This window comes from Nostoc sp. DSM 114161 (genome assembly GCF_052692665.1).
The window spans coordinates 6,456,428-6,482,244 of sequence record NZ_CP195141.1 but is presented as its reverse complement, the minus strand read 5'-3'; the positions used below and the strand labels follow the sequence as shown (position 1 = coordinate 6,482,244).

General features: G+C 41.9%; 21 protein-coding genes. 10 read left to right on the top strand and 11 right to left on the bottom strand.

What is annotated here, in order from left to right; all coding sequences use genetic code 11:
* Window positions 1-267: 267 nt before the first annotated feature.
* The 5 genes from NSTC745_RS27320 to NSTC745_RS27300 all read left to right on the top strand — a co-directional run bounded on the left by NSTC745_RS27320 (window position 268) and on the right by NSTC745_RS27300 (window position 9,640).
* Entirely contained in the window at window positions 268-2,079 is a 1,812-nt protein-coding gene (locus NSTC745_RS27320; RefSeq protein ID WP_445633787.1) for an alpha-amylase family glycosyl hydrolase, read from the top strand.
* Between the two features lie 81 nt (window positions 2,080-2,160).
* Window positions 2,161-3,891, top strand: a complete 1,731-nt coding sequence (locus NSTC745_RS27315) for a multicopper oxidase family protein (protein ID WP_445633786.1) — start codon at window positions 2,161-2,163, stop codon at window positions 3,889-3,891.
* Between the two features lie 145 nt (window positions 3,892-4,036).
* Entirely contained in the window at window positions 4,037-6,943 is a 2,907-nt protein-coding gene (locus tag NSTC745_RS27310) for a TIM-barrel domain-containing protein (RefSeq protein WP_445633785.1), read from the top strand.
* 132 nt (window positions 6,944-7,075) lie between these two features.
* Window positions 7,076-7,861, top strand: a complete 786-nt coding sequence (locus tag NSTC745_RS27305) for a DUF6209 family protein (protein ID WP_445633784.1) — start codon at window positions 7,076-7,078, stop codon at window positions 7,859-7,861.
* A gap of 732 nt (window positions 7,862-8,593) precedes the next feature.
* Window positions 8,594-9,640: a cyanophycinase gene (locus tag NSTC745_RS27300; RefSeq protein WP_445633783.1), complete on the top strand. Its 1,047-nt coding sequence runs from the start codon at window positions 8,594-8,596 to the stop codon at window positions 9,638-9,640.
* Here NSTC745_RS27300 and NSTC745_RS27295 read toward each other — a convergent pair.
* Window positions 9,606-9,866, bottom strand: a complete 261-nt coding sequence (locus tag NSTC745_RS27295; protein ID WP_445633782.1) for a hypothetical protein — start codon at window positions 9,864-9,866, stop codon at window positions 9,606-9,608. The genes NSTC745_RS27300 and NSTC745_RS27295 overlap by 35 nt on opposite strands.
* Complete coding sequence (locus NSTC745_RS27290; RefSeq protein ID WP_445633781.1) at window positions 9,866-10,606, bottom strand: SDR family oxidoreductase; 741 nt, start codon at window positions 10,604-10,606, stop codon at window positions 9,866-9,868. Before NSTC745_RS27290 ends, NSTC745_RS27295 begins: the two co-directional genes overlap by 1 nt.
* A gap of 220 nt (window positions 10,607-10,826) precedes the next feature.
* On the opposite strand from NSTC745_RS27290, the gene NSTC745_RS27285 reads away from it, so the two are divergent.
* Window positions 10,827-11,783, top strand: coding sequence for an aldo/keto reductase (locus NSTC745_RS27285; RefSeq protein ID WP_445633780.1), 957 nt, complete (start codon window positions 10,827-10,829; stop codon window positions 11,781-11,783).
* An 892-nt stretch (window positions 11,784-12,675) separates the two neighbouring features.
* A complete protein-coding gene (locus NSTC745_RS27280) occupies window positions 12,676-13,212 on the top strand; it encodes a group I truncated hemoglobin (protein ID WP_445633779.1) in 537 nt (178 codons plus the stop codon).
* A 211-nt stretch (window positions 13,213-13,423) separates the two neighbouring features.
* Here the strand turns inward: NSTC745_RS27280 and NSTC745_RS27275 are convergent, their stop codons facing one another.
* The 4 genes from NSTC745_RS27275 to bcp form a co-directional block, all read right to left on the bottom strand.
* On the bottom strand, window positions 13,424-14,599 hold the full coding sequence (locus NSTC745_RS27275) for a cysteine desulfurase family protein (RefSeq protein ID WP_445633778.1): 1,176 nt from the start codon (window positions 14,597-14,599) through the stop codon (window positions 13,424-13,426).
* 3 nt (window positions 14,600-14,602) lie between these two features.
* Window positions 14,603-15,229: a restriction endonuclease subunit R gene (locus NSTC745_RS27270; protein ID WP_445633777.1), complete on the bottom strand. Its 627-nt coding sequence runs from the start codon at window positions 15,227-15,229 to the stop codon at window positions 14,603-14,605.
* A gap of 75 nt (window positions 15,230-15,304) precedes the next feature.
* Entirely contained in the window at window positions 15,305-15,958 is a 654-nt protein-coding gene (locus NSTC745_RS27265; protein WP_445633776.1) for a type I restriction endonuclease, read from the bottom strand.
* A 381-nt stretch (window positions 15,959-16,339) separates the two neighbouring features.
* A complete protein-coding gene (bcp, locus tag NSTC745_RS27260; protein ID WP_445633775.1) occupies window positions 16,340-16,819 on the bottom strand; it encodes a thioredoxin-dependent thiol peroxidase in 480 nt (159 codons plus the stop codon).
* A 318-nt stretch (window positions 16,820-17,137) separates the two neighbouring features.
* Here bcp and NSTC745_RS27255 point away from each other — a divergent pair, with 318 nt between their 5' ends.
* Window positions 17,138-17,959, top strand: a complete 822-nt coding sequence (locus tag NSTC745_RS27255) for an FAD-binding domain-containing protein (protein ID WP_445638701.1) — start codon at window positions 17,138-17,140, stop codon at window positions 17,957-17,959.
* Window positions 17,960-18,175: 216 nt separating this feature from the next.
* Here NSTC745_RS27255 and NSTC745_RS27250 read toward each other — a convergent pair whose 3' ends face one another.
* The 4 genes from NSTC745_RS27250 to NSTC745_RS27235 form a co-directional block, all read right to left on the bottom strand.
* Window positions 18,176-18,460: a hypothetical protein gene (locus NSTC745_RS27250; protein WP_445633774.1), complete on the bottom strand. Its 285-nt coding sequence runs from the start codon at window positions 18,458-18,460 to the stop codon at window positions 18,176-18,178.
* 190 nt (window positions 18,461-18,650) lie between these two features.
* Window positions 18,651-18,914: a hypothetical protein gene (locus tag NSTC745_RS27245; RefSeq protein WP_445633773.1), complete on the bottom strand. Its 264-nt coding sequence runs from the start codon at window positions 18,912-18,914 to the stop codon at window positions 18,651-18,653.
* A gap of 149 nt (window positions 18,915-19,063) precedes the next feature.
* Window positions 19,064-20,446: a carotenoid oxygenase family protein gene (locus NSTC745_RS27240; protein WP_445633772.1), complete on the bottom strand. Its 1,383-nt coding sequence runs from the start codon at window positions 20,444-20,446 to the stop codon at window positions 19,064-19,066.
* An 18-nt stretch (window positions 20,447-20,464) separates the two neighbouring features.
* Window positions 20,465-21,031: a PadR family transcriptional regulator gene (locus NSTC745_RS27235; protein WP_445633771.1), complete on the bottom strand. Its 567-nt coding sequence runs from the start codon at window positions 21,029-21,031 to the stop codon at window positions 20,465-20,467.
* Between the two features lie 233 nt (window positions 21,032-21,264).
* Between NSTC745_RS27235 and NSTC745_RS27230 the strand changes: the two genes are divergently transcribed.
* A complete protein-coding gene (locus NSTC745_RS27230) occupies window positions 21,265-21,681 on the top strand; it encodes a hypothetical protein (protein ID WP_445633770.1) in 417 nt (138 codons plus the stop codon).
* Window positions 21,682-21,752: 71 nt separating this feature from the next.
* Here NSTC745_RS27230 and NSTC745_RS27225 read toward each other — a convergent pair whose 3' ends face one another.
* Window positions 21,753-22,634 (bottom strand): 4-hydroxybenzoate solanesyltransferase, encoded by an 882-nt coding sequence (locus tag NSTC745_RS27225; protein WP_445633769.1) that lies wholly within the window; start codon window positions 22,632-22,634, stop codon window positions 21,753-21,755.
* 440 nt (window positions 22,635-23,074) lie between these two features.
* On the opposite strand from NSTC745_RS27225, the gene NSTC745_RS27220 reads away from it, so the two are divergent.
* The gene (locus NSTC745_RS27220; RefSeq protein WP_445633768.1) at window positions 23,075-24,727 is read left to right on the top strand and encodes a Ppx/GppA phosphatase family protein; all 1,653 of its coding nucleotides are present in this window, start codon (window positions 23,075-23,077) and stop codon (window positions 24,725-24,727) included.
* Window positions 24,728-25,817 lie beyond the last annotated feature (1,090 nt).

Below are 25,817 nucleotides of genomic sequence, written 5' to 3'. Positions count from 1 at the left end.
ACACATAAAACTAGCAGGTAAGTATATTAAGTAGACCGACATAAATAACTGTAATTAGAATAAGGCAGGATGGAGGGAGCAGGATTCAAAAGCTTTTCAACTATCTTGAACTTGATTCATACAGTTAAGTTTATGTTTATCTTTACTAGTTAATATCTTTGCAGTATCAAATTAAATGAGCAATGTAAATTTCAGAACACCAAGAGCTTTTAATCAAGGGTTAAGTAGTTTTGTCTTTCGCCATTTACCTACTTAGTTTTAAAATTTATGCCTCGTTCAACTAGAAGTTTAGAAGTTCAGGGTGAATTGGATCGGGTTCGTCAACTTATTCCAGGAAAAGAGGTAACTCCATCTCCGATTGACTGGCGCGACCATTGGATTTATCTCCTTATGGTCGATCGATTTAATAATCCTGTAACGTTGCCTAAAGCGCCTTACAATGAGGATTTTGACGGTTTTCAGGGCGGGACAATTCAAGGAATCCAGCAGCAGCTAGATTACCTCAAGAGTTTGGGAGTAGGGGCAATATGGTTGACCCCGGTATTAAAAAACTGCCAGTTATTGAATGGTGCCCCCAGCGAAGGAACTTATCATGGCTACGGTATCCAAAACTTTCTAGAAATCGATCCGCGTTTTAATTCCAATTCAGGGGAGGACGTTGACCAGGTTTTACAAGATTTTATTCAGGAAGCTCATTCCAGAGGCATCTACATCATCTTTGATATTGTTCTAAATCATACCGGAGATGTTTTTGCCTACCCATCTGGATCGGAGGCGAACTATAGCGATATGCCTTATCCAGTAAGCTGGCGGGATGAGAAGGGGAATGCCCAATCTAATTGGAAAAGTGAAGAAGATATTCACAATCCCGATCTGGATGCAGTTGTTTTTCCAGACGAGCTTCGACGTAATGCCTTCTTTCGACGGCAGGGACAAGCCAAACCGGGTGGTTCAGAAACAATCGGCGATTTTGGTTCCTTGAAACAACTTCTAACTAGTAACTATGAACTAGGAAATGTCTTAATTCGCTGCTTCCAATACCTGATTGCAAAATATGACATTGATGGATTTCGGATCGATACGCTGAAATTTTTAGACCCAAACTTTGCTTTAAGGTTCGGCAATGCTATCCGCGAATTTGCTTTAAGTATGGGCAAAAAGAATTTCTTTACCTTTGGCGAAGTTTATGACAACGAAGAGAAAATTGCTCAATTTATTGGTCGCAACGTATCCAGTTCAGGGGATCTGGTTGGGGTAGATGCCGCCCTTGATTACCCATTATTTTTCAAGCTTCCCAATGTTCTTAAGGGATTATCACCACCTAGCGATGTTGTGAATATGTATCAACAGCGCAAGGACATAGAGAGGAACATTATCAGTTCCCACGGGGAGGCAACTAGATTCTTTGTTACTTTCTTAGATAATCACGATCAACGGCAACGTTTCTACTATAGTTCTGAAAGTAATCCCCATCAATTTGACGAGCAAGCAACGATGGGATTTGCCTGTTTGTTCTGCCTGCCTGGTATTCCCTCTCTATATTACGGCACCGAGCAGGGACTACACGGCAATCAGTTCAATAATAGCGATCGAAGTATCCGTGAGGCTCTTTGGGGAAAACCAAATCCTTTTGATTTAACCCATCCTTTCTATACAACGATTCAACAGATTAGTAAACTTCGCAGCGAACAGCCACCCCTGCGATATGGACGATTTTACTTCCGCCAGATCTCTGGAGATGGATTCAATTTTGGTATCTCTCCCTATCGGTCGGGTGTGCTAGCATTCTCGCGCATCTTAAACGATCGCGAAGTTGTTGTTGTTGCTAACACCAGTAGAAGTTTTCAGTTTGCTGGGTTTGTAATTATTGACTCTGATATCAATTCTGATGGTCAAACCCTCAAGGTTTTATTCAGCAATAAATCAGATCCCATTGAGCCAGAAGTAGTTCAAACAAGAGGCCCAGGACTAACAATCAAGGAGGTAGACGGTGGAACTTCCACAGGTCCAGTTCGTGTACTTCCGGTAATAGTGAAGCCTATGGAAATTCAAATTTTGGGAAGACCCATAGGTGCATAAAACAGTTCCATTCTCAATCATCTCGCATCAATCTAGATACTCTTGACGAACTAATGATGTTTGAAGACAAGGATTCGATCCATGAATAAGTTTGTCTTAAAAACCCTATGCACCCTTGCAATAGTGGTTGCCCTCGTTCTATTTCCCGGAGAAAGCTTACACGCTAAGGCTCAATCAGCTCCATCGAATGGAATTCCTTCTCCAGCCTGTAAGGAAGGGCCTGGCACGATTGATATTCGTCAGTATGCAGGTGCTGATTTTCAGAATCCAGACGAAGTAACTTCTAGCAATGGAGTTCTGAAAACCGTGCTGGAAGTAAAGTATGGGCAAAACAAGATCGCAGGATGTGATGTCGATCTTCGTTCTTACAATGGCAAGTTGGTAGGCCCAACCCTGCGGGTGAAGAAAGGAGATTCGATTCAGATCGCATTGAAGAATAGTTTGTCAAAATTGCCAACCGATACTGCAAATTTAGGTCTTAATGATTCGACTCAATTACGTGGAACCTACAACGTAACCAATCTTCATACTCACGGTTTGCATGTGTCTCCCAAGGGCAATAGTGACAATGTATTGAAGCAAATGGTTCCAGGGAAATCCTATGACATTGCCATACAACTCCCGGATGTACATCCCGGAGGAACCAACTGGTATCATCCCCATTTGCACCACTCCACTGCAATGCAGGTTTCTAGCGGTATGGCAGGAGCATTAATTGTTGAAGGAGAACTCGATCGATTGCCAGAGATCGCCCCTGCTCAGGAAAAGATATTTGTGTTTCAGCAGATTAGTTATGGTGAGGATGGCAGAATCAGGGATTATGGGCGGTTCGGCCCAGAGGCATGGCAAAAAACTGGCAGACAAATCACAGTGAATGGCCAACTTGCTCCAAAGATCGCTATGCGCCCCGGAGAAGTGCAGCACTGGCGATTTATCCACGCAGGTATCCGCGAAACCATCGACGTTCAATTACAGCAAGGAAGACAAGTATTAGATGAGGGTGACATAACGGATAAGGGTGAGACAACGATTCATCCAGTCAGTTCGGACAAGTTGATTAAGCTGAATGAAATTGCTGTTGATGGCATTCCGTTAGGGCATTTAGATTCTTGGGATACCGTCGAACTTCAACCAGGGTATCGCAGTGATTTGCTAGTGAAGATCGATGAGCCAGGAGACTATCAGCTTGTGGATTTACCATCACCGATGGGTTTAACCGGAGCAGAAAAATATGGTCATCTTCTGGCTACGGTAGAAGTGAAGGGAGATCCAGTCACAATGCCATTACCGAGCGAAGCAGAGTTGGCAGCAGTCAAAGTGGCAGAAGTGCCTCCAGAGATTACAACCCAGGAGGTCAAAGGAAACCAGAATGTCGTCTTCAATCTGTTTTGTATACCCTCTACAGATTGTTCGGGAGAGATTCAATCTGTTGTTTTTGATGTTAATGACACCCCCTTTGACGATCCCAAAAGGCGAACTCGATTTCTAGAACTGGGTAAAACAGAAGAATGGAGTTTAGCGGTTGGTAAAACACCAGCATCCGTTCCAGGACATCCATTCCACATCCATATCAATCCCTTTCAACATACACGTTTAGGCCCCGATGGTAAGAAGGAAACTATTTGGCGGGATACTTTACTGGTAGTGCAAGGTAAACCTGAAAAGGTGCGTACTCGCTACACCGATTTTGATGGTCAGTTTGTGCTGCACTGCCATATTCTTGACCATGAAGATGCAGGTATGATGCAGTTAGTCAATGTGGTCAAGCCAAACGAGATACCGGGTAATCCATTAGCCACAGCCGCACATTAAGCCTGCAACGGGGTTGAGAAATGCTAAACCAAAGGCTCAATGTCGTTGCTATCAGACAACGGATTCTCAAGGAGATTGTCAAAACTTCTTGAACCGTGCATTCCTATTCCACAGTCAACCATCGTGCTTGAATTTGGAGGCAACTATGCCAGATACATCGTACAAGTTCGTCAAGACCAACGAGTTCACGCCTAACCCAGCAAACCCTAGCGATCCTGCTCAACGTTGGCAAACCATCGGTGATATTGTCACTTACAGCCAAAACGGCAACACCTTTGCTCTAAAAACAGCGACTCGTCCGGGGCCTGTCATCTCTTTCCTCTCCAAAACTGCTTTCCGGGTACGCTTCAGCCCTGACCCAGGTTTTGATTACAGCCAGGATAAGTCCTATGCCGTTGTCACTCAAGACCTGCGTTCAAAGGAAGAGCAGGATGCAAACCAGCAACTCAGTCTCACGGTGCAAGATTCAGACGAAGCATTGATTGTTAAAACTGAAGTTTTAACAGTAAAGATCCAGAAAAAGCCCTACGCAATCTTGGTCTACCGGGGTACTCAGCTAATTCACCAGGATCAACCAGACTATAATCTTGTCTACCTTGCTGGACAAAAAGTCATTACCAATTTTAAGGTTTATCCATCTACCGCAAAATATTGTGGGCTAGGGGAAAAAGCGGGAATCAATTTGCTCAAGAATGAGTTCACTCTCACGTATTTTAATTACGATAATTTTAAGTATGGGGGAGGAGCAAACAATCCTGGACCACTCAACCCCAGCGTCCCGCTTTATGCATCGATTCCGTTTTTGATTGAGAATAACCTTAATCCAGAAGGGGATTACGCAGGCTCGCCCTACAGCTACGGCATATTTTTTGATAACCCTTCACAGGCGTTCATTAACATTGGCACAAACGATTACTCTGACATGAGGGGCAAGTATTACTTTGGTGCCCTCTATGGCGAGATGAATTATTACTTCATGGCAGGGGATCGTACTGCTGAAGTTCTACAACAATATACTACCTTGACTGGTCGTTCCCCCATGCCTCCAAAATACGTTTTCGGTTTTCATCAAGGAGGCTATGGCTATTACAGTCGCTATCTACTTTCGATCGTTGCTAACTCTTACCGAGCAGCCCGCATTCCTATCGATGGCTTGCACATTGATGTTGACTTTCAGGACAATTACCGCACATTTACCCACAGCGAACTGAAATTTCCCAATGCCAGGGAGATGTTTGATAGCTTGCATAGCATGGGCTTTAAATGCAGCACCAATATTACGCCTTTATTGACCTTGAATCCGCTCGATCAGAATAGTGAAGTTACTCCCTACGAACAACTAAATGCGATCGCAACAGCGGGAGGCTTACTTTACGACCTGCGAGCTGGAGATCCCTTTCCTAGTGACAGTGAAGTTAACCTCTATATTGGTGAGGTTGGCTATGGAGAGAATCTTGGCAGTAACCCATTTCCTTCCCCTGGAAGACTTCCCAATGACAAAGGAATTACACCTCTGGGGGCTCCGGGATATTATCCCAATTTTGAACTGCCAGAAGTACAGCAAGTCTGGGGCGAACAATACAGGCATTTGATCGAGGATTTGGGTATGGATATGATTTGGCAGGATATGACCGATCCTGCTCAAAAGGGAGACGATCCCAGATATCCTAACAAAACATTTCCTCTTAATTTGCTGCAATTTAACGGTGAGAAATACGTCCCTCACGGAGTCATCCACAATGCCTATGCTCTCAATCTTCTAAAATCCACATTCGAGGGAGTGGATAAACTGCGTCCTGATAAGCGTAATTTCATTATTTCCCGTGGTGGTTATGCTGGAATGCAGCGTTATGCAGGATTATGGACGGGCGATTCTGGATCGAGCTGGCAGTTTTTACAAATTAATATTCCCGAAGTACTGAATATTGGTTTATCGGGGGTTCCGATTTCCGGATGTGACATTGGTGGTTTTGCAGAGGGCAACCAGTTTGAAAATGGTAACGGATCTTCGCCACCAGGGAATCCACAAGTGCAAGGTGGTAAAGTAATCGGACAGGTTACAAGTCCAGAACTATTGACCCGATGGATGCACTTGGGGGCATTCCTTCCCTGGTATCGCAATCACTACAATGGATATACCAAACAGTTTCAGGAAGTATACGCCTATGGTGAACCTGTTATTACCAACTGTCGGAAGTATGTGGAGTTACGCTATCGCCTTCTCCAGGTTTTCTACGATGCGATGTATGAATGGACGCAAACAGGAATGCCGATCGCCCGTGCCTTATTCTTGAATGAGCCAACAGATTCAGGAATTTATGGCTTTTCCGATGCTCAGGGTATTTTTGGAAAACGATACTTCGTTGACGACGAATTCTTCCTGGGTAAAGACTTACTCATTGCTCCGATTGTGACTCCTTTCAATGCTCAGAATGGAACCGTTCGCAAGATCTATCTGCCCGCTTCTAGCCAATGGTACTCCTTTAAAAATAATCAGTCACGTCTGGAACCTCCAGTTAATGGCGGAACTGTAATTGACAACTACTATGCGGATCTCTCACTGGTTCCTATTTATGTGCGTGCTGGAGCTATCCTTCCAATGCGGGAACTGGAACAGTACGTAGGCGAACTGCCCGAAAATCCCCTCACGATTAATATCTATCCGGGTTTTGACGGTAGCTATTTACTCTACCAGGACGATGGCATCACCACAGAGGCGGCATCCTCTACCGCAGCCTATCGCACAACCCGGATTAGCCATCAAAGCAAGCCAGATAAAAGTAAGCAGATTACCCTCAAACGGGAACACGATCTCTATCAACCTCCAGAAAAGTTCTACTACATTGCTCTCCTGGAAACGAATGCTAAGGCAGTAACAATTAATGGCAGCACAGCCCTACCTTACCTAAACCAACCAGGCAAAACACCAGGACAGTTAGCCGCGCTACTAGCCGCCTCGCCGGTTGATGCCTGCTATTGGAATAGTGATATTAACATCACATTCATTAAGGTATTTGATACGCAATCAGAAGCGATAATTGTAGCAAGTTAGTTTAAGTATCAGTAGAAGATACTGAGGAGATGCGGTTTGTATGTAACTCTTAACTCGTTCTCCTTGTTTGACTACCTGCCTTTTTCTCATTAATCTCCGCTTACTCTGTACTAGATTTGCAAGGAGTATATTATGTTTTCAGGTTTTGGTCTTGGAAAACCGGCTCAAATTACGTTTACTCTTGACTATCATGAGCTAATCACTGGCGATTTAAAACCGAACGTCAATTGTCACATCAGCTACGATCCGCTTCGGATTGTGCCCCAGGATGGAACCTATGTTCATGGCGATCCCAATCAACCGATTTTCGTTCATGTTCAGTTTCAAGAGAACGGGCCTACTGAATCTAAAAAACTGTACTCTCCCAATGGAATTATTAGCGATCCCCATATTAATGTAGCGGGTCAGGGATCGATGCTTTTCCAGGAGGTATTCATTCCCAGCGATGCTGAAAAATTGATTATCTGGTTCAGTTATTTCGATCGCAATACTAATGAAACTCTCTATGACAGTGATTACGATCGCCACTTTCATTTTCGCTGGCCTTACCATGATGCTTGGGTTCGCAAAGCAGAGGTTGTCAATGGCTTAACGAGTTCTACCAGTCGCTTTGAACTAGAAGTCGGTACCATCCCTAGCATCACTGAAGTGTCGGCTAATTGGAGAGTTATCAATACTAAAGAAGCATTAAAAGAAGTAACCCCTCTGACTGATACCAAGCAAACCGATGGTGATACCAAGATTTGGACATTACAGGCATCAGTTCCTAAGGGAGCAGTTGTCAGATTCAAATTGTATTATAAGGTGAATGGGGAGCGGTACAAAAATGACAACGCCAGTCAATATTTTCTTGTACCACAGCCTCAGCCTAAACCCCCGAATGTTCCACCGCCACCAAAGGCACCCATACAAGTATAGGATGCCTAAATAATTCGTGAAATGCTTGAGAAGGGTGAGAGAAACTGCATTCAGCTTCACAGTTTCCCAAACATTTCAGGATATTATGCTCAAATTTCTATTACCATTCCCTGAGTGTCTAATAAGTGTTTTAGGCTAAGGAACTTCCAAAGAATAAATTATTCCAAAAAAACAAGCAATAGTTTTTTTACAGGAATGATAATTATTTTAAGAGTAAAAAAGGGTTATCAACGGTAACCCTTTTTTCCCTTTCATCTAGGGCGTATGGTTTCCAATTGCTGGCGATTATCAAGAATAATTCCACGGACAAAATAATTTAATCGGCGTTCCCAGTTGTTCGGAATATTGGGTAAATATTCCTAGCAATTACGGAAATATCTGGACGGTGACAACCAATACATAATCTATTGTGGTTTTAATTAGGCGAAAATTAAATGCTACAAATAATGTGGAACTTTTAATAAAGTAACCTAGAGAACAAATGATTATTCTGCGTTATTTTGTGTGAAAAAACACTACAAGTCGTGTACGCTGGAATTTCACGTTCTCTGATGCGAAAGTTAAGCTAATGCGCGTCTAAATTGCTTCAAACTGTCCTTTGTCATATGTCATTGGTCATTTGTGTTTATAAAGAACAAATGACCAATGGCTAAGGACAAGATTCACGAATAAATGAGCAATTCAAATGCGTAACCGCTTAGCAATAATTGGAGTCTGCATCAGAAGTTTAGTATGACAAAGGCATTCCCAAACGTACCCAGGCGCTTGAAGAGTAGAGCAATCAAGTTGTTTAAGATGGGAATTCTCCTTATAACCCGTTTTATAGCAAATTGGAAACGCTATTTCTTAGGCGACACTATTGATGTTCGCCCCTCGCCCTCTTTTGATGTCCGTTCTCCTTCCTTGGCTGGCCCGGTTCTTAGCTTGGGTGGGGGAGGCCCCGATGTCGATGATGCTATTCAGTGGATGATTAACGAAGTTAGGGGGGGTACTAACTCCGCCACCAAAGTCAACGTTGTCGTTATCCGCACCTATGGTAATCACGATTACAATCGCCTAATTTCTGCTATGAAAGGCGTAAACTCAGTAGAAACTTTAATTGTTAGCAATCGCGAAGAAGCGAACAAAGCTGAGATTGTTGAAAAGGTCAGAAATGCTGATGTGATTTTCTTTGCTGGTGGCGACCAATGTCAATACGTTCGCAGTTGGAAAGACACCAAGTTGGAGGCTGCTGTTAAGTCAGTTTACCTAAAGGGAGGTGGTATTGGTGGCACTAGCGCGGGCGCAATGATTCAAAGTGAGTATGTCTACGATGCTTGTGCTTCTTCAGAAAAAGGCATTGAAACTAGAGATGCACTCGAAGATCCTTATCGAGACATTACTTTTACTTACAATTTTTTGAATTGGGGTTATTTGAAAGGAACCATCGTAGATACACACTTCGACAGACGAGAACGAATGGGCCGAATTATGGCTTTTATTGCCCGTCAAATTAAAGATGGTGTATCTAATAGTGTTTTGGGTATTGCAGTTAGCGAAAGTACGTCGGTAGTTATAGATAAATACGGTCTGGTGAAAGTTATAGGTAGGGGTGCAGCATACTTTGTACTAGGCGATCGTATGCCGGAAGTCTGCGAACCGCGATCGCCTTTAACATGCTCCAACTATAAAATTTGGAGAGTTCCCCGTGGCGACACCTTCAACTTGAGAAACAGACCAACTTCTGGATACTATCTCAGGAGCGTTAAAAGGGGAAGGATCGATTCAAATCCTTATTGAGTGTGCATGGGGCATGGGGCATGGGGAGATGGGGAGTGTGGGGAGTGTGGGGAGTGTGGGGAGAGAGGGGGGATGGGGGAGTGTGGGGAGTGTGGGGAGTGTGGGGGGATAGAAAATTTATACTTCCGGCTTTTTCGCCTCTTCCCTTTCCTCCCACACCTCCCACACCTCCCACACCTCCCACACCTCCCACACCTCCCACGCCTGCTGCTTGCCCAATGCCCATTACCACGGAACCACGCCATTTTCGTCAAAAAACCCTCCGGTAGAACCATCGTCGGGGAGGGTAGCGAGTCTGACTGCTGCTGTGGCTCCTTGTTCGACGGTGCGGTGACCTTGATTTTGATTGATGTCGGTTGCTGTGTAACCAGGGTCGGCAGCATTAACTTTTATGGGGGTATCTTTCAACTCAGCAGCAAATAAAACTGTGAGGGCGTTTACTGCTGTTTTTGATGAGTTATAAGCAACAAACTTAAAATCAAAAAATTCATAACTTGGATCTAAGTTGAGAGTCAGAGAACCTAAGCCACTTGATACATTTACTATTCGCCCTGCTGTTGATTTCTTCAAAAGTGGCAATAGGGCTTTTGTGACTGCAAATACTCCAAAGACGTTTGTCTCGTAAGTGTGTCGCAGTGTTTGAATATCAACTTGACTGGGTGGAAGGCGATCGCCATCGCTTAGTATCCCAGCATTGTTTACCAAAATATCAAGTTTTCCGAATTCGCTCTCGATTTGTTGAGCCGCAGAGTCGATTGTTTTTTGGTCTACTACATCGAGTTGAACCGCTTTAGCTTCGATATTATTTAAACGAAGTTTATTCGCTGCATCTTCACCGCGTCCGATATCTCTAGCACCAATAAGAACGGTAGCACCCCTAGAACCTAGTTGACGTGCAATTTCATAGCCAATACCTTTGTTTGCACCTGTAATAAGTGCAATTTTGCCTTTTAAATCTTCTGACATATTATTCTCTGTATTTAGCTGACAACTGCTAGTATTTTCAAGCCACTCTAGTGTATATGTAGTATGTTCTCAACACAATATTTAGGATTGAGTAATCCTACACAAGTGTGATTAGCTATGCTGTTTACACTAGTAGTTATTCATACCTAAGATAGCAGTTGAGACAATATTGGCAGCCTACACTACGAATTGACTCAAAAATTCTGGGAGAGAAGTAGATATGCAAACCAAACAGCTTGGGAATTCAGAGCTTCACATTACTCCAATTGGCTTTGGTGCTTGGGCGATCGGTGGAGGTGACTGGGCTTTTGGTTGGGGAGCGCAGGAGGACGAAGAATCCATCGCAGCCATCAATCGCGCTCTTGACCTCGGCGTGAACTGGATTGACACCGCAGCTGTCTATGGTCTGGGACATTCGGAGGAGATTGTTGCCAAGGCGCTCAAAGGTCGATCCGATCGCCCCTACATTTTTACTAAATGCTCGCTGATTTGGGATGAAAACCGCAAAATAGGTAACAGCCTCAAGGCTGATTCTATACGGCGGGAGGTTGAAGCTAGTTTGCGCCGACTGGATATTGAAACCATCGATCTTTACCAAATCCACTGGCCGAATCCAGATGCAGAAATTGAAGAAGGGTGGACAACTCTCGCCAAGCTCAAAGATGAAGGTAAGGTTCGCTATATTGGGGTTTCAAATTTCAATGTCCAACAGTTACAACGCGCCCAGAAGATTGCGCCAGTCACTTCATTGCAACCGCCTTATTCACTAGTTAAGCCTGATGTTGAAAAGGAAATTTTGCCTTTCTGCAAGGAAAACAATATCGGTGTAATTGTTTATTCGCCGATGCAATCTGGCTTGCTTACAGGAAAAATGACGCCTGAGCGGGTTGCTAATTTCCCAGATGATGATTGGCGTAAGAAAAACAGTGAATTCCAAGAACCGCGCCTATCTCGGAATCTGAAGCTGGTGGAAGTGTTACGACACATTGGTGAAAAACACGGCCGTTCCCCTGGTGAAGTGGCGATCGCTTGGACTTTAAACAATCCGGCGGTGACTGCGGCGATCGTTGGCGGACGCAATCCAAAACAGGTGGAAGGAATCATCGGCGCTGGGGAATTTCGCCTCGATCGGCAAGAACTAGATGAAATTGAAACTTTCATTCGGGAGAATCCGTAAAAGAAAGTGAAGAGTAGGGAAAGAAACCTTTTTTTGTGCATCAACTGAGTTGGCGTGAAGAATATGTAATTCTTTTTGTGGTTTCACAGCATGCTTTTTCCAATTCTGCCATGAAAGCAATAAATTTTTAACTTTTATTTCTAGCGCTCTCAGCTTTTGTTATCTTGAGAGCGCTGAATTATTTGGAACTCAAAACACTTATTTTTCGTTTCCCCTTACTCCCTACTCCCTACTCTCTACTCCCCATTAGCAACGATTCAAGTATTCAAAACGACTTTTCAAACATCCTCTTAGGTTAAATCAATGTAAAAATGTCAAAATCTGATTATAAATTAATTAGATTATTTCGCAATAAATAGCCTGATTATCAAGCAAATATAAGGATAATGCAGCTTGTTCTAGCCTGTTTTATCGTGAATTCAAGTAATTAATAAATAGTAGGTATAAATAAACGTATCTATATTAAGAAAAATTGGACAAACTCAAACCATTTTGCATTTTGCATCCTGGCTCCTGCCTCTTATATTATGTCACAGATCAATATTTACACTCGTCTAGATTATTTTTAATAAAAGAGCTAGCCTCTTCTAAAAAATTAATTTTATTTTGCTGAAAATAACTGTTTATAGAGTTTTTGTCTCAAAATGGTGTATATTAATCATGTGAATACGTACAAAGTAAATTATTTCTACTTTTCATATAAAAATTGAAATATTACTTTGATGTAAATTAAGAGTTGAACCATTAATAATTTCGGAGAGTTGCTCAAAATTATGGTTTTGGGTAAGTCTAAGTTACCAATGGAACAATGAATTTTTCTAATTGACATCAAGCGTAATTTCAAAACTTTTATGTATTCATACAGCATTAAAATTAAAAGAGGAACTTAGGAATGAAAATACGAAGCTTATCTACAAAAGCTTTCTGGTTAACATTGGTTTGTATCGCGGTTATGGTTGTGAGTATTTTCAGATTAAGTCCTAGTTTGGCTTATTCCACAACAACACCAGCAGCACAACCATTAGCAGCAGAAATGACTATAGCTACTAACCATGGAGGAACGTCTCTTTATAGTAGGCTAGGAGGCTATAACGCGATCGCAGCCGTCATTGACGATACTGCAAAATACGTATTTAATGACCCACAAATTGGTAAATACTTTATTGGCTTGAGTACCAACTCAAAACAGAGGTTGCGTGAGTTGCTAATAGATCAATTCTGTCAAGCGGCAGGTGGCCCTTGTGTTTATACAGGACGGACGATGAAGCTTTCTCATAGTGGAATTGGTGGAGGTCTGACCAACAGTGAATTTAATGCCTTTTATAACGATGTAGCGCTAGCTCTTGAGGAAAACAAGGTTCGTCAATCAGAGAAATACGAAGTACTGAAATTTGTCGAGAGTCTAAGATCCCAAATTGTGGAAAAGTGATAAAAACGGTATGATGGCAGGGCGTTTTGAAGCTTTTCTACCATCGAGAAGGAAGCACCTATTTACTGATTGTAAAGTGTATTAACTGCCAGCTTAATTATTATCTTTCACTTGTGATTTAAAAAGAGGAAAGCCGAGCTTATGCGCGAACTTAATTCCGGATTTTTTGTACAGTGCTTCCCTCAATTTAAACGCAGATATCTCAAATCCCTCATTTCCCCAAATTCACAAAAGCCGAGTTACGCAAACTTTGAATGGTGGCGATCGCATGTTTGGCTACAATATCGATTTCCTCTTGTGTATTAAACCTGCCAATACCAAACCGTATCGATGCATAAGCTAGCTTTGGCGAATGTCCCAGTGCTGTAAGAACATGGGAAGGTGCGCTATTTGTAGAGGAGCAAGCAGAACCAGAAGAAACTGCCATTACTGGTTGCAATCCGAGCAAAAGTGCGGCTCCATCCACTCCCTCAACGCTGATATTCAAGTTTCCGGCTAATCGCGCTTGGGGATGTCCGTTGAGATGAACTTCTGAAAGTTGCGAAAGTTGTTCCCACAATCTTTGTCTGAGTTCGGTGAAACGTTGGGTTTCCGTGGCTTGTTCTGCCAAAGCGATTTCTACGGCTTTGCCGAAGCCGACAATTTGCGGTGTATACAATGTACCAGAACGCATTCCCCGCTCGTGTCCACCTCCGTGCTGCTGTGGAGCCAGTTGTACTCTGGGGTTGCGTCTGCGGACATATAGCGCCCCAATGCCCTTTGGGCCATATACTTTATGTGCTGTGAGCGACATTAAGTCAATTTTCATTCCTTGCACGTCCAAGGGAATTTTACCAATAGCTTGGGCGGCGTCGGTGTGAAAAATGATTTGGCGATCGCGGCACATTTCTCCAATTTCTGCCAATGGTTGCAACACACCAATTTCGTTATTTGCAGCCATCACCGATACTAAAATCGTCTCCGGACGGAAAGCTTTTTCTAGCTCAGTTAAATCAATTAATCCATCTTTTTTAACTGGCAAAATAGTAATTTCAAAACCCAGAGTTTTTAGATAATTACAAGGGTCAAGAACAGCGCTATGTTCAGTAGCAACAGTAATAATATGTTGACCTTTTTTAAAATAAGCTTCTGCAACACCTTTAATAGCTAAATTATTCGCTTCTGTTGCACCACTAGTGAAAATAATTTCTTCAGGACTAGCGTTAATTGTTGCTGCTAATATTTCTCGTGTTTGTTTAATAGCTGCTTCCGCTTCCCAACCGTAAACATGGCTAATACTGGCTGGGTTGCCAAAGTGTTCTGTAAAGTAAGGGAGCATCGCTGCTAATACCCGTTCATCTACAGGTGTGGTAGCGTGGCAATCAAGATAGATAGGGCGAATAGACATAAATTAACTCAAAATTTTGCTCAAATTTTTTAATATACTTAGAACTTGATACAGTTCACTTTTTCGTTTCAAAAGTGTAAATTGATCGGATATACCATACATTAGTTGATTTTGTCTAGTCAGTTTCAAAAAAATAAAATCACTACCATTTGTTACTAACCCAAAAGTAGGTTTGTCTTGGCTAGGATTAGCTAGCATATAAACAAGTGCTTGAGGTACAGCTTCTAAAAGAGAAAAACTAGACCTTTTAGATTCAATTACTAACACCCAAAATTGTTCTTGAATAACTAAAATATCAATTCTACCTCGAATAATTTCTTCTTCATCTTCCGCCGAAATTTCTATCGATTGTTCGCCTCTTATATAAAAAGGCTCATCATAAAATCCAGCTAAATTGAGTAAAGGCGATAAAACTACTAATTTTACCGTTTCTTCTGATAAAGGAGGATACTTCACTAAACGGAGAAAATGAAGTTTTACTTTGTCTAGTTCTTGCTTTTCTAAATCTGTAATCTCCGGTAAATTCTCAAAACATTCTGTGAAGAACGCCTCATTTTCAGCTAGCTGTAGACTAAATTTTTCCTCTAAATAGGCAAGTCCGACATTTTGTGCTTGGATAAATTGAACCATAATTTATTTAAAAGATGCAGTATAAATATTATAATCTTGTTATCTTTTGAACTAAGATAAGAACAAGAAAGATAATTAAATTAAAATTTGACCTAATTTTTTTAAGATACTTACAACTTTGTATAATTCGTTTTCACGTCTATATAAAGTAAACCTCTCAGATAATGCATACATTGGTTTATCTCCTGGAATCAATTTTATAAATTGAAAATCCTCTCCATTAAGTACCAATGAATATACAGGATAATTAGGCTGAGGATTCGCCAACATATAAGTTAATGCTTGAGGAATTGCCTTTGCCAAAGAAAAATTAGCTCTTTTAGATTCAATTATTAGTAACCATAACTTATCCTGTAGAACAAGAACATCAATTCTACCTTTGATAATTTCTTTAGTTTCTTCAGTAATTTCGCGATCGCTAATAATTTCTTCGCTAATTTCTATACTTTCTTCTGTTGCAATATAAAAAGGAGGAAGATAAAAACCAGCTAAATCAAGCAGAGGAGACAATACTACCAATTTTACTGCCTCTTCCAAAAGAGGAGCGTTTTCTAAAACATTGAGATAGTTAGTTTTAACTCGGTTTAAATATTGCTTTTCCAATTCGGAAATTTCAGGTAAAAACTCAAGCCATTCTGTAAAAAACTGCTCGTCTTCAGACTGGTGTAAACCAAATTTTTTCTTTAAGTAAGCAAGAGTGAAATTTTGAGCTTGAATAACTTGAACCATAGTTCATGCAACTGGATATACTACTATAGCAATCCTAAATCATTTGTCTAAATTACATATCTCTTTCTTCTTTCTTCCCTTTGCGTCCTACCCTGCGGGAAGCCGCTCCGTGCGGCAGTTGCTACAAGTCGGGGAACCCGCCCAACGCACTGCCTTGTCTATGCGTACTTTGCGGTAGCCTGCGGCAACCCGCTGGCGCGTCTACGTTTCCCTCTCTATATTTTTCACAAATAAAATAAGACTGCTATATAGCGATTCTATCTCAGTTGTAAAAATTAACGCTGACCCCCAGCAGCTTGCTACAAGCTACCGCCAAGACGCCTTCTCTACGAGACGCTTTCACAAATAATTTAGGACTGCTATACTCGCATCCCGTTCCATTTATATGGCTGCTAATTCCTGTAATTTAGATAAAACTGCCTGAGCGTGACCTTTGGTTTTCACATTTGGCCAAGTATAGGCAATAATTCTATCAGGTGAAATCAAAAAAGTAGAGCGAGCGACACCCATATATTCTTTGCCCATAAACTTCTTTAAACGCCAAGCACCATAAGCTTCTATCAAAATATGTTCGGGGTCGCTTAAGAGAGTGATTGATAAGTTATGTTTGCTGATAAATTTACAATGGGATTTACCAGAATCTGGACTCACACCTAAGATTTTGGCTTCGAGTGCGCTGAAATCTTCATGCAATTCGCTGAAATCTTTGGCTTCAGTGGTACAGCCGGGGGTGTCATCTTTGGGGTAGAAATAAAGTACAACCCATTTACCGCTCAAATCAGAGAGAGTTGTTGGATTGTCATTTTGGTCAGGTGTGGAGAAATCTGGTGCTGGTTGACCGATTTGGGGTATGTTGCTCATGATTGCACTGTGAAAACCGCTTTAGAATTGTACATAGAATTAGGGCGATCGCATGTAACCAGCAATTCTGAATAATATTAGTTTTCGTTAAATAATAGCAAAACTCAAATAATTAAAAGCAATTTTTACTTACAAGCTACAAGCTAGGAAGCGTTGCTTCAAGGTATGCATTCATGAATATTTGTTTACCATATGAAAAGTTCTCTCATCAGGTTGAGAACAATTACTGGTGTTAATCCGCCATAATAATGATTTAGCCTACTGGTATTTTTCATTTGTCCATTCCCACCCTTCAAAATTTAAATGTCTAAAAAAGATATGCGACGCGAATTTACTAACCGCGATGAGTTGGTAGCTTACCTGCGCGAACAATTCCCAAGTGCAACCGAACGGGATGACCGCATCAGCGAAACTGTGGGAGGACGCAAAGCAGCACAAAAAGCACTGCAAAAAATCGACCCAGTACGCTACGCACAAACACGCAATTTCTTTGCAGGTGCAGTCACGCGACTTTCGCCTTACATCCGTTACGGCGTTTTGAGTTTGCGAGAAATTCGAGATTTTGTCCTCGACCGGGTACAGCAACAAAATGATGCTACTAAATTAATCAACGAGTTGGGCTGGCGCGATTATTGGCAGCGGTTATATGTAAAGTTAGGGGATGGAATCTGGAAAGACCAGGAAGAATACAAAACTGGTTACACTGTGGCTGAATATGCACCGGAATTACCGCAAGATATTAAACAAGCAACTACAGGTAGAGTTTGTATTGACAGTTTTAGCCGTGATTTACGAGAAACTGGCTATTTACATAACCACGGACGGTTGTGGATGGCGGCTTACATTGTGCATTGGCGGCGTATTCGTTGGCAAGCAGGAGCTAAATGGTTTCTGGAACATCTTTTAGATGGCGATCCTGCTAGTAATAATATGTCGTGGCAATGGGTAGCCAGCACCTTTAGTCATAAACCGTATTTTTTTAATCGCGAAAATTTAGAACGCTATACCAAAGGTGTTTATTGTCAAAAATGTCCGCTTTATGGTCATTGCGATTTTGAAGGTAGCTATGAAGAATTAGAACAGCGACTTTTTCCCAAAGGGAAATTTAGCAAGCAACCCAATAGCAAAAGTTGGCGGTAGATTTAGCTATTGTCCATTGTTAACAAATCTGCTGTCTACTGGCCTGGCAAGCAGAAACGAGATCCCGAATTCAATAAACGACATCCCGAATTCGATTAACCGCGATGAATTATAAGACGCGATTCATCGCGTCTCTACAAGAATAATTGGTTTATGGGGGTTGCAAGAAAGACAGATCCCCGACTTTTTTAAAAAAGTCGGGGATCTTGATAGTGTTTATTGCATTAAAATCTGGCGGATTAAAATACTCATCATCTTGTCAGCGTTACCTGTTGGTACTAATGGACTCCAGTCGCCAACGTTAGCGTAGCCAATGACTTGTAGATAATGAATTGTGCTGATAATAGCTTTTGCAGAACCTATCAATGTATGTTTAATCGGTTCTCTTTTGGGTAATAGATTTTCAGCAGGTTGATTTAAGGCAGGTATATTTAAGTTTTCGGTACCCAAGTATTTTTGGAATTGGGATCGCTCTTGTAGAAACTCTTCTTCTTGTGCCATGATGGTAATTATCTCTCAGAATGAGGGTTTAGGGAAAGGCGATCGCAAGCTCTTGCCGGAGGGCGCTCGCCTTTCTTATTCTCATATTAAAGTATAATTTTATACTTGTAAAGTACTTGGACGAAAAATAATCAGCATTTATCAGTAATATTTTCCAGAATTTTATTTAAACTTGATATTTTCAAGAAATTCAATCAGCAAAAGCTGTAATTGCTTTCTCCAAAGCAGGTTTTATTTTCTCAAAACAAGCTTTGGCTTTCTCATTTTGGTGTTTTCCGCAAACAAAAGCAGGTTTTACTTTCTCAAAACAAGCTTTGGCTTTCTCATTTTGGTGTTTTCCGCAAACAAAAACAGGTTTTACTTTCTCAAAACAAACTTTTACTTTCTGATTTTGGTGTTTTCCGCAAACAAAAACAGGTTTTACTTTCTCGTTTTGGTGTTTTCCGCAACTCAAATAAACTTTGACTTTCTCAAAAAAAGCTTTTGCTTTATTATTTTGGCGTTTTTCTTAAGTCAACTTAGAATACACCACAGTAGGGGCACAACAATGTTGTGCCCTTACGATAATTTAATATTCAAGCATGTATTCCAATGAATAAACGCCTATTCCTCTGGAACCCACATACCATGAAATCCATAAGGTACGCGCTGGGGAATTATCACCCGCGCTACAGGTTCAGCAGTTATATCTTGGGCGTTCACCACTACCAATTCTGAAGTATCTGAAGCTTCATCGTGGAGGAAAGTCACAAGCCAACCATCATCCTCAGCCGTTGCACCGGGACGCGGCGCAAACACAGCTTCACTGCCGTAACGTCCTTCTCCGTATTCGTGGATTTGGGACTTTCCGGTGCTGAAGTCGTATTTGATGATACCTTCAAATAAAGGTAAGGGATTGTTGGCCATTTTGTTAGTGTAGCCATATCGGGTCGATCGCCCCAAGAAATTTTCGTTGACGCGGGGAAATTCTGAAGCTACATCATCTAACATTTCTTCGCGCACTGTTCCGGTGCTGAGGTTAAATCGCCAGCGATACAAGCGAGGAATGTTTGCTTCTGGGTCGGGTTGGGAATCATCAACAATCAAGACTGTGGTAGAACTCATACGACAAGCAATCAGCACTACTTCGTCTCCCTCTTCGTAGGCGTTGAGGGTATGGAAGACGTAGCAAGAAGGACTTTCAAACCAGCGGATATTACTGTTGTTGCCGTGACGTGGTACAATGCCAAAGCGGCTGGGGCGATCGCCCTCAAACATGATTACAGATTCTCCCCGTTGCGCTCTTTGGGGGTCAAAAGTCATCGGCAAATCCATGAAAATAGTGTAATTCTCAGTGATGGCGAAGTCATGCATCATCACCCCTATTGGCAACTCAATCGGCACTGTCCATAACAGTTCGCCTTGTGCTGAAACTACACTATATTGCAGGTACGGCGGTACAAACGGAGAGTAGCCAAAGAAGATCATTTCACCGGTCACCGGGTCTACCTTGGGATGGGCTGTGAAGGTAGAAACTAGCTTGCCATCGTAGGTGTACTCGCCAATGGTTTCTAATTCTGGAAGTTGTATGGCGTGAGGCCTACCACCTTCGTTCAGCGCCAACATTTGACCGGCGTGCCACACTAGGGCGGTGTTGGCTGTATTTTTACTGGGGCCGTAGGGATTATCCATTTGTGGTGGTTCTAATAATCCAGTCCAGATAGCCTTACCCACTTCTTTTTCTATTTTCCATCCCCTTGTCTGGACGTAGCGGTTGCGATAAGTTGCCACACCGTTGCTAATTTGTACGCCGTGCAACATCCCATCTCCATCAAACCAGTGATATTCACCGATGGGCGGCCATTGAGGGTTAGGGCCATTCCGAACAAACATCCCAGATAAGTCAGGAGGTAGTTCGCCAATAACTGACAATTTGTCAGCGGTGATTTCTTCGCGAATTGGGGCAAAATTGCGATCGAGATAGGGATTAACTGCTATTGTTGTCATTCTTCTGATTGATGAGAGTTAGAAAATTTGATATTCTGATGAATGTGGATCTTGCTGACTAATGACTTTAATTGCTGTCTTCAACCAATCAATATAAGTCTGTTCTCTACGAATCACCAACTCCAGCACCAGCCTTTGCATTACCTCCTCACGGCTAGCAGACTCATCACCCAGTACTGGCAAATTGATATTTTCACATTTGGCAAGCTTTTCGTTGCGAGCCGTCAATTGCTGCTCTAGTAGATGAACAATCATTTCATTAGGCAATCCATCTGCAAAGTGCAATTGAACTAGCAATGGTTCGCGTACAATCGTTAAGGGTTGGTGAGTACCAAGCCATGTGATTAATTCACCTTTCCCGGATTCGGTTATGCTGTAGACTTTGCGATTAGGGCGATCGTGCTGAATCTCAATCGTACATGTAACACAGCCTTGCTCAACTAGCTTTTCCAGGGTTCTGTAAATTTGTGCCTGGTCTGCTGGCCACAAATGGCCAATGCATTGGTCGAAGCAGCTTGTTTTCAGGTCATAGCCCGTCATTGCTTGCTGCTGAAGAAGACCGAGAATTACATGTGCTAGCGACATGAAAACGGTTTTTCCATAATTTACTGTTTACTCCATAGCTCCTATCTATATACTTGCTATATATTTATGCTAATATATGATTAATCAGATATGAGAGATGACCGCTATAAAAAGAGATGTTAACTATAGTGCGTCTTAGTAAGAAAATCGATACATGAACTTTAGTTGATAAATACCAAAGCCAAAAATTATTCCAGCTATTAAAGACTATCGTAACGAAAGGATGGATAAAATTGACTTCCAACACACTTTTACAAAGAATCCGTCAACATCAATATCTGCGCGATTTGCGAAATAAATTATTGTATCTTCACAAGATGTTGCTGGAGACAGAACGCATCGCCTACGAACAGGTTAGTGGACGGGTATCGAGTACAGAACTCCTGCAACTAGTCATCGGTCACGAACAATTTGCATGGCTACATCGGATTTCTGAGATTGTTGTGCAAATTGATGAAATGTTGACAGCAGATGAACCAATAGCCTTGGATTATTTGCAAAATTTGATTGCCGATGTCCGCAGTTTAATTGTGCCTTTAGAGACAGGTAATACTTTTGAAAGAAAGTATTATAACGCCCTCCAGAGCGAACCTGCTGCTGTGCTAGCACATGCGGAGATCTCAAAGCTTCTGATGTCTAATGTTGAATGATAAGCTCTCAGGCGCAGCATATCTTTTGGTGTTGGCTGTTGACCGTTAACTCTTAACAGTCAACAGCTTTTTTAAAAAGAGCCAACGATCATCCCAGCAAGTAAGATAAAACCAATCCAGACGTTTTGTCGGAACATTTCACCATAAGCAGGGTTAGGTAAGTTTTGCTCTCTGAGTCGGAGAGATTGCCAAATCCAGCCGATGCTGGCTAGTGCAAGGCTAATCCAGAAAGGTAGCTGAAGGTTTATGACTACGCCTAACCAAGCTAATAATAAGATTGTGCCTGCAAAGAAAATTCCAATAGCCACAGGGGCACGATCGCCAAAAAATAGAGCGCTAGAATTAACGCCAATGCGGCGATCGTCTTCTTTGTCGCTCATGGCATAAACTGTATCAAATCCCAACGTCCACAATACAGTTGCGCCCCAAAGTAACCAAGTTGGCTGGGAAATAGTTTTAGTTACCGCACTCCAGCTAATCAACACCGCGAAACCCCAGGCGATGGAAAGCACTAGTTGTGGTATGGGAAATACCCGTTTTGCCCCAGGATAAAGTAGAATTACTGGCACCGCTGCCACAGATAGCCAGAAACTCAAGGGGTTAAGATAAAAAGCTAGAACTGCTGCACAAGCCATCGCCACGATCGCGACAACAATCCCAACTTTCACTGATAAAGCACGAGAAGCCAGGGGGCGATCGCGCGTTCTCTCTACTTGTGGATCGATATCTTTATCCCACAAATCATTGACAACACAGCCAGCCGCACTTGTGGCTAAACTACCCAATACAATCACGCCAACCAGAGGTAAAGGCGGTTTCCCCGCAGCTGCCAAAAATACAGCCCACAGGGCAGGAATCATTAATATTAATCGTCCTTCAGGTTTATGCCAGCGCAAAAGGCGGACGATCGCGAGCCAAACTGGCTTTTTGTCGCGTTCAGGTGTCGTTAACATAATAAGGCATGGGGCATGGGGCATGGAAGCAGGGGAAAAGGTTAAAGGGTAAAGGGAAAAGGGATAATTTTAATTTTTCCTCATTCTCAATGCCCAATGCCCAAATCTTTAATTCACACATCTTTACATCTATAGAATAACTTTATTTGTTATTTGTAAAAACATAACTCAATGTGGCAACTTTAAAGTCTTTTAAGTAGTCACCTAAGTTATAACCAGTAGAGTGAATATACTTAGCTCAGTTAATCTCGATCGAACTGAGTAGCCAGTGCTGAGTACTGAGTGTCTAGAGCTAACTGTTGAATAAGCAATGTTGCTTATTTACTCAAAATTCTGAACTCAGCACTGAATTTGAGCAAGTGTGTTGCAATAAATAACAGCGCCAGCTACCCCGACGTACCACCGTTTGCCATTACTTCTTAATACAGAGAGAAAACTAGATGCAGAATTTAGTTTCGGCTAGCTGGGAGAGTGTTCCAACTCAACCAGTTGACCAACACCGGATTATTGCTGCCATTGATTTGGGGACAAATTCTTTACACATGGTAGTGGTAAGGATCGATCCTACGTTACCAGCTTTCAGCATTATTGCTAGAGAAAAGGAAACCGTCAGACTAGGCGATCGCAATCTTGCTACAGGAGAACTCAAACCAGAGATAATTACAAAGGCGATCGCTGCTTTAGGACGCTTCCAAGAAGTTGCCAAAACGATGAATGCTGAAACAATCATTGCTGTGGCGACTAGTGCTGTGCGCGAAGCCCCCAATGGTAAAGATTTTTTGCACGCTATAGAAGCGGAGTTGGGTTTAAGCGTTGACTTGATTTCTGGTCAAGAAGAAGCGCGGCGAATCTACCTTGGTGTACTGTCGGGGATGGAATTCCACAACCAGCCCCATATCATTATTGACATTGGTGGCGGTTCCACAGAATTAGTTTTAGGCGATAGTCACCAAGCTCGTACTCTCACTAGTACTAAAGTCGGTGCAGTACGACTCACTGGCGAGTTAATTACTACCGATCCCATTAGCAATAATGAGTTTCAATATCTCCAAGCTTACGCACGCGGAATGCTGGAACGTTCTGTAGAAGAAGTGCAAGCAAATCTGGAGTTGGGAGAATCTGTACGTTTGGTGGGTACGGCTGGCACTATTGAAACCTTGGCGATGATTCATGCACGGGAAAAGTCTGGTGCTATTCCCTCTACTCTCAACGGTTACCAATTCAGCCTCAAAGATTTACGAGAGTTAGTAAATCGGTTGCGGAAACTGAGTAATGCAGAAAGAGCTACTATGCCTGGAATGCCGGAAAAACGGTCAGAAGTAATACTTGCTGGGGCAGTAATTTTACAGGAAGCAATGACCCTTTTGGGTATTGAGTCGGTGACAGTCTGCGAACGTTCTCTGAGGGAAGGTGTAATTGTAGACTGGATGCTTACTCACGGTTTAATTGAAGATAAACTGCGCTACCAAAGTTCAGTTCGGGAACGCAATGTTCTCAAACTTGCTAATAAGTACCACATTAATGTAGAACATAGCGATCGCGTCGCTAAATTTGCCCAGAGTTTATTTGACCAAATGCAAGGCGTTCTACACCATTGGGGAGGCGACGAGCGACAATTACTTTGGGCAGCTGCAATACTACACAATTGCGGTCATTATGTCAGCCATTCTTCTCACCACAAGCACTCCTACTATCTAATTCGCAATGGTGAATTACTCGGTTACACAGAAACTGAGATTGAAATCATTGCCAATTTAGCGCGTTATCATCGCAAATCGCCGCCCAAGAAAAAACATGAAAATTATCAAAGTTTGCTGACTAAACATCAGCGACAAATAGTCAGCCAGTTGAGTGCCATCTTAAGATTAGCTGTGGCATTAGATAGACGACAAATTGGTGCGATCGCTCAGGTACAATGTGAATATTATCCCCATTTTCGGCAAGTCAATCTGTCGATTTTTCCATCCCAATTGGATGATGATTGTGCCCTAGAACTCTGGAGTCTAGATTACAAAAAAGGAGTCTTTGAAGAAGAATTTCGTGTGAAATTAGTAGCGACTTTAGAAAAATCTACTGTTGCTCGTTTCTCTTAGAAAGTTGTAGGCAGGTGCATTACAAAGCGTTCATGCACCTGTATAATACAGCATAAGCGGACAGCTGTACGTTAATACCTATTAATTTGAATTCAGGCATTTATCTTTATAATTCCATTACATTTTCATCCTACTTAAGAAAGAATATATAAATCTCCTTAAGAAGTATTTTAATAAGCAAAATTAGCTATTAAAATGTAGTTAACAGTTTAGTTACTGTTAGGTTATGTTGCAAGGGGATATCTAGGCTTGAGAAACCGAGGTATCCTCATTCTTATATATATGTAAATTTGTTGGTATTCTGCACTTAACAATACTCAAATTTAAGCATATTAGTGGTTGCATATTTAAGAACGCACAAATTGTGTAACTAAGTTATTGATTGCCTTTCAGCGTCATAAGGGTACTTATAAAAGTCGTTGTTTTCAAACTCTTGTTTACGCTGCGCTGTTTGATTAAAAAACGAAAGCTAACAATAGAACATAAAACTTCATCTTTGCCTGAAAAATAGTATTGATTGTTGGCTGTTGGCTGATGACAGGGAAATAAATATTTTTATGGCTTAGTTGTGGAATTTTCTCGTGATTGACTAGCTTCAACATAGAAACTAGTAGTTCACCAACACAACATTGCTGTGTAGATCGAGCTTTTTTGAGCAGGGGGAGAAAGAGTTATTGTTTAACAAAGCTTTTTCCTCCCCTGCTTTCCCTGCCCCCCTGCTTCCCCTGCCAACCATCACGCAAAGTTTCCTTGGCGCACCACTAGGGAGTATGACAGCAAAGCTTTTTGATGTTTTATTGTCAGTTTCTTTTGTGAATAGCTATTTTCAAAACTTGAGAGCCAAGAAAGCCTTATTTATTAACCTTTAGCTTTATAGGTTAAGTATTCATTAATTCAATAACTTTATATTCTTTAATATTCAAAAGTGCTGAAAATCGAGACATCCAGCAACTAGCATCACGTATTTGAAGCTACAAATATAGCAGTAGCCAGTGATATTAAGACATCAACTGATTGTTAAACATCAGAATAGTTTTAAGCCTGTTCCCTGCTACAAGTATTTTTGCTTCACAAAACGACATAATTCGGT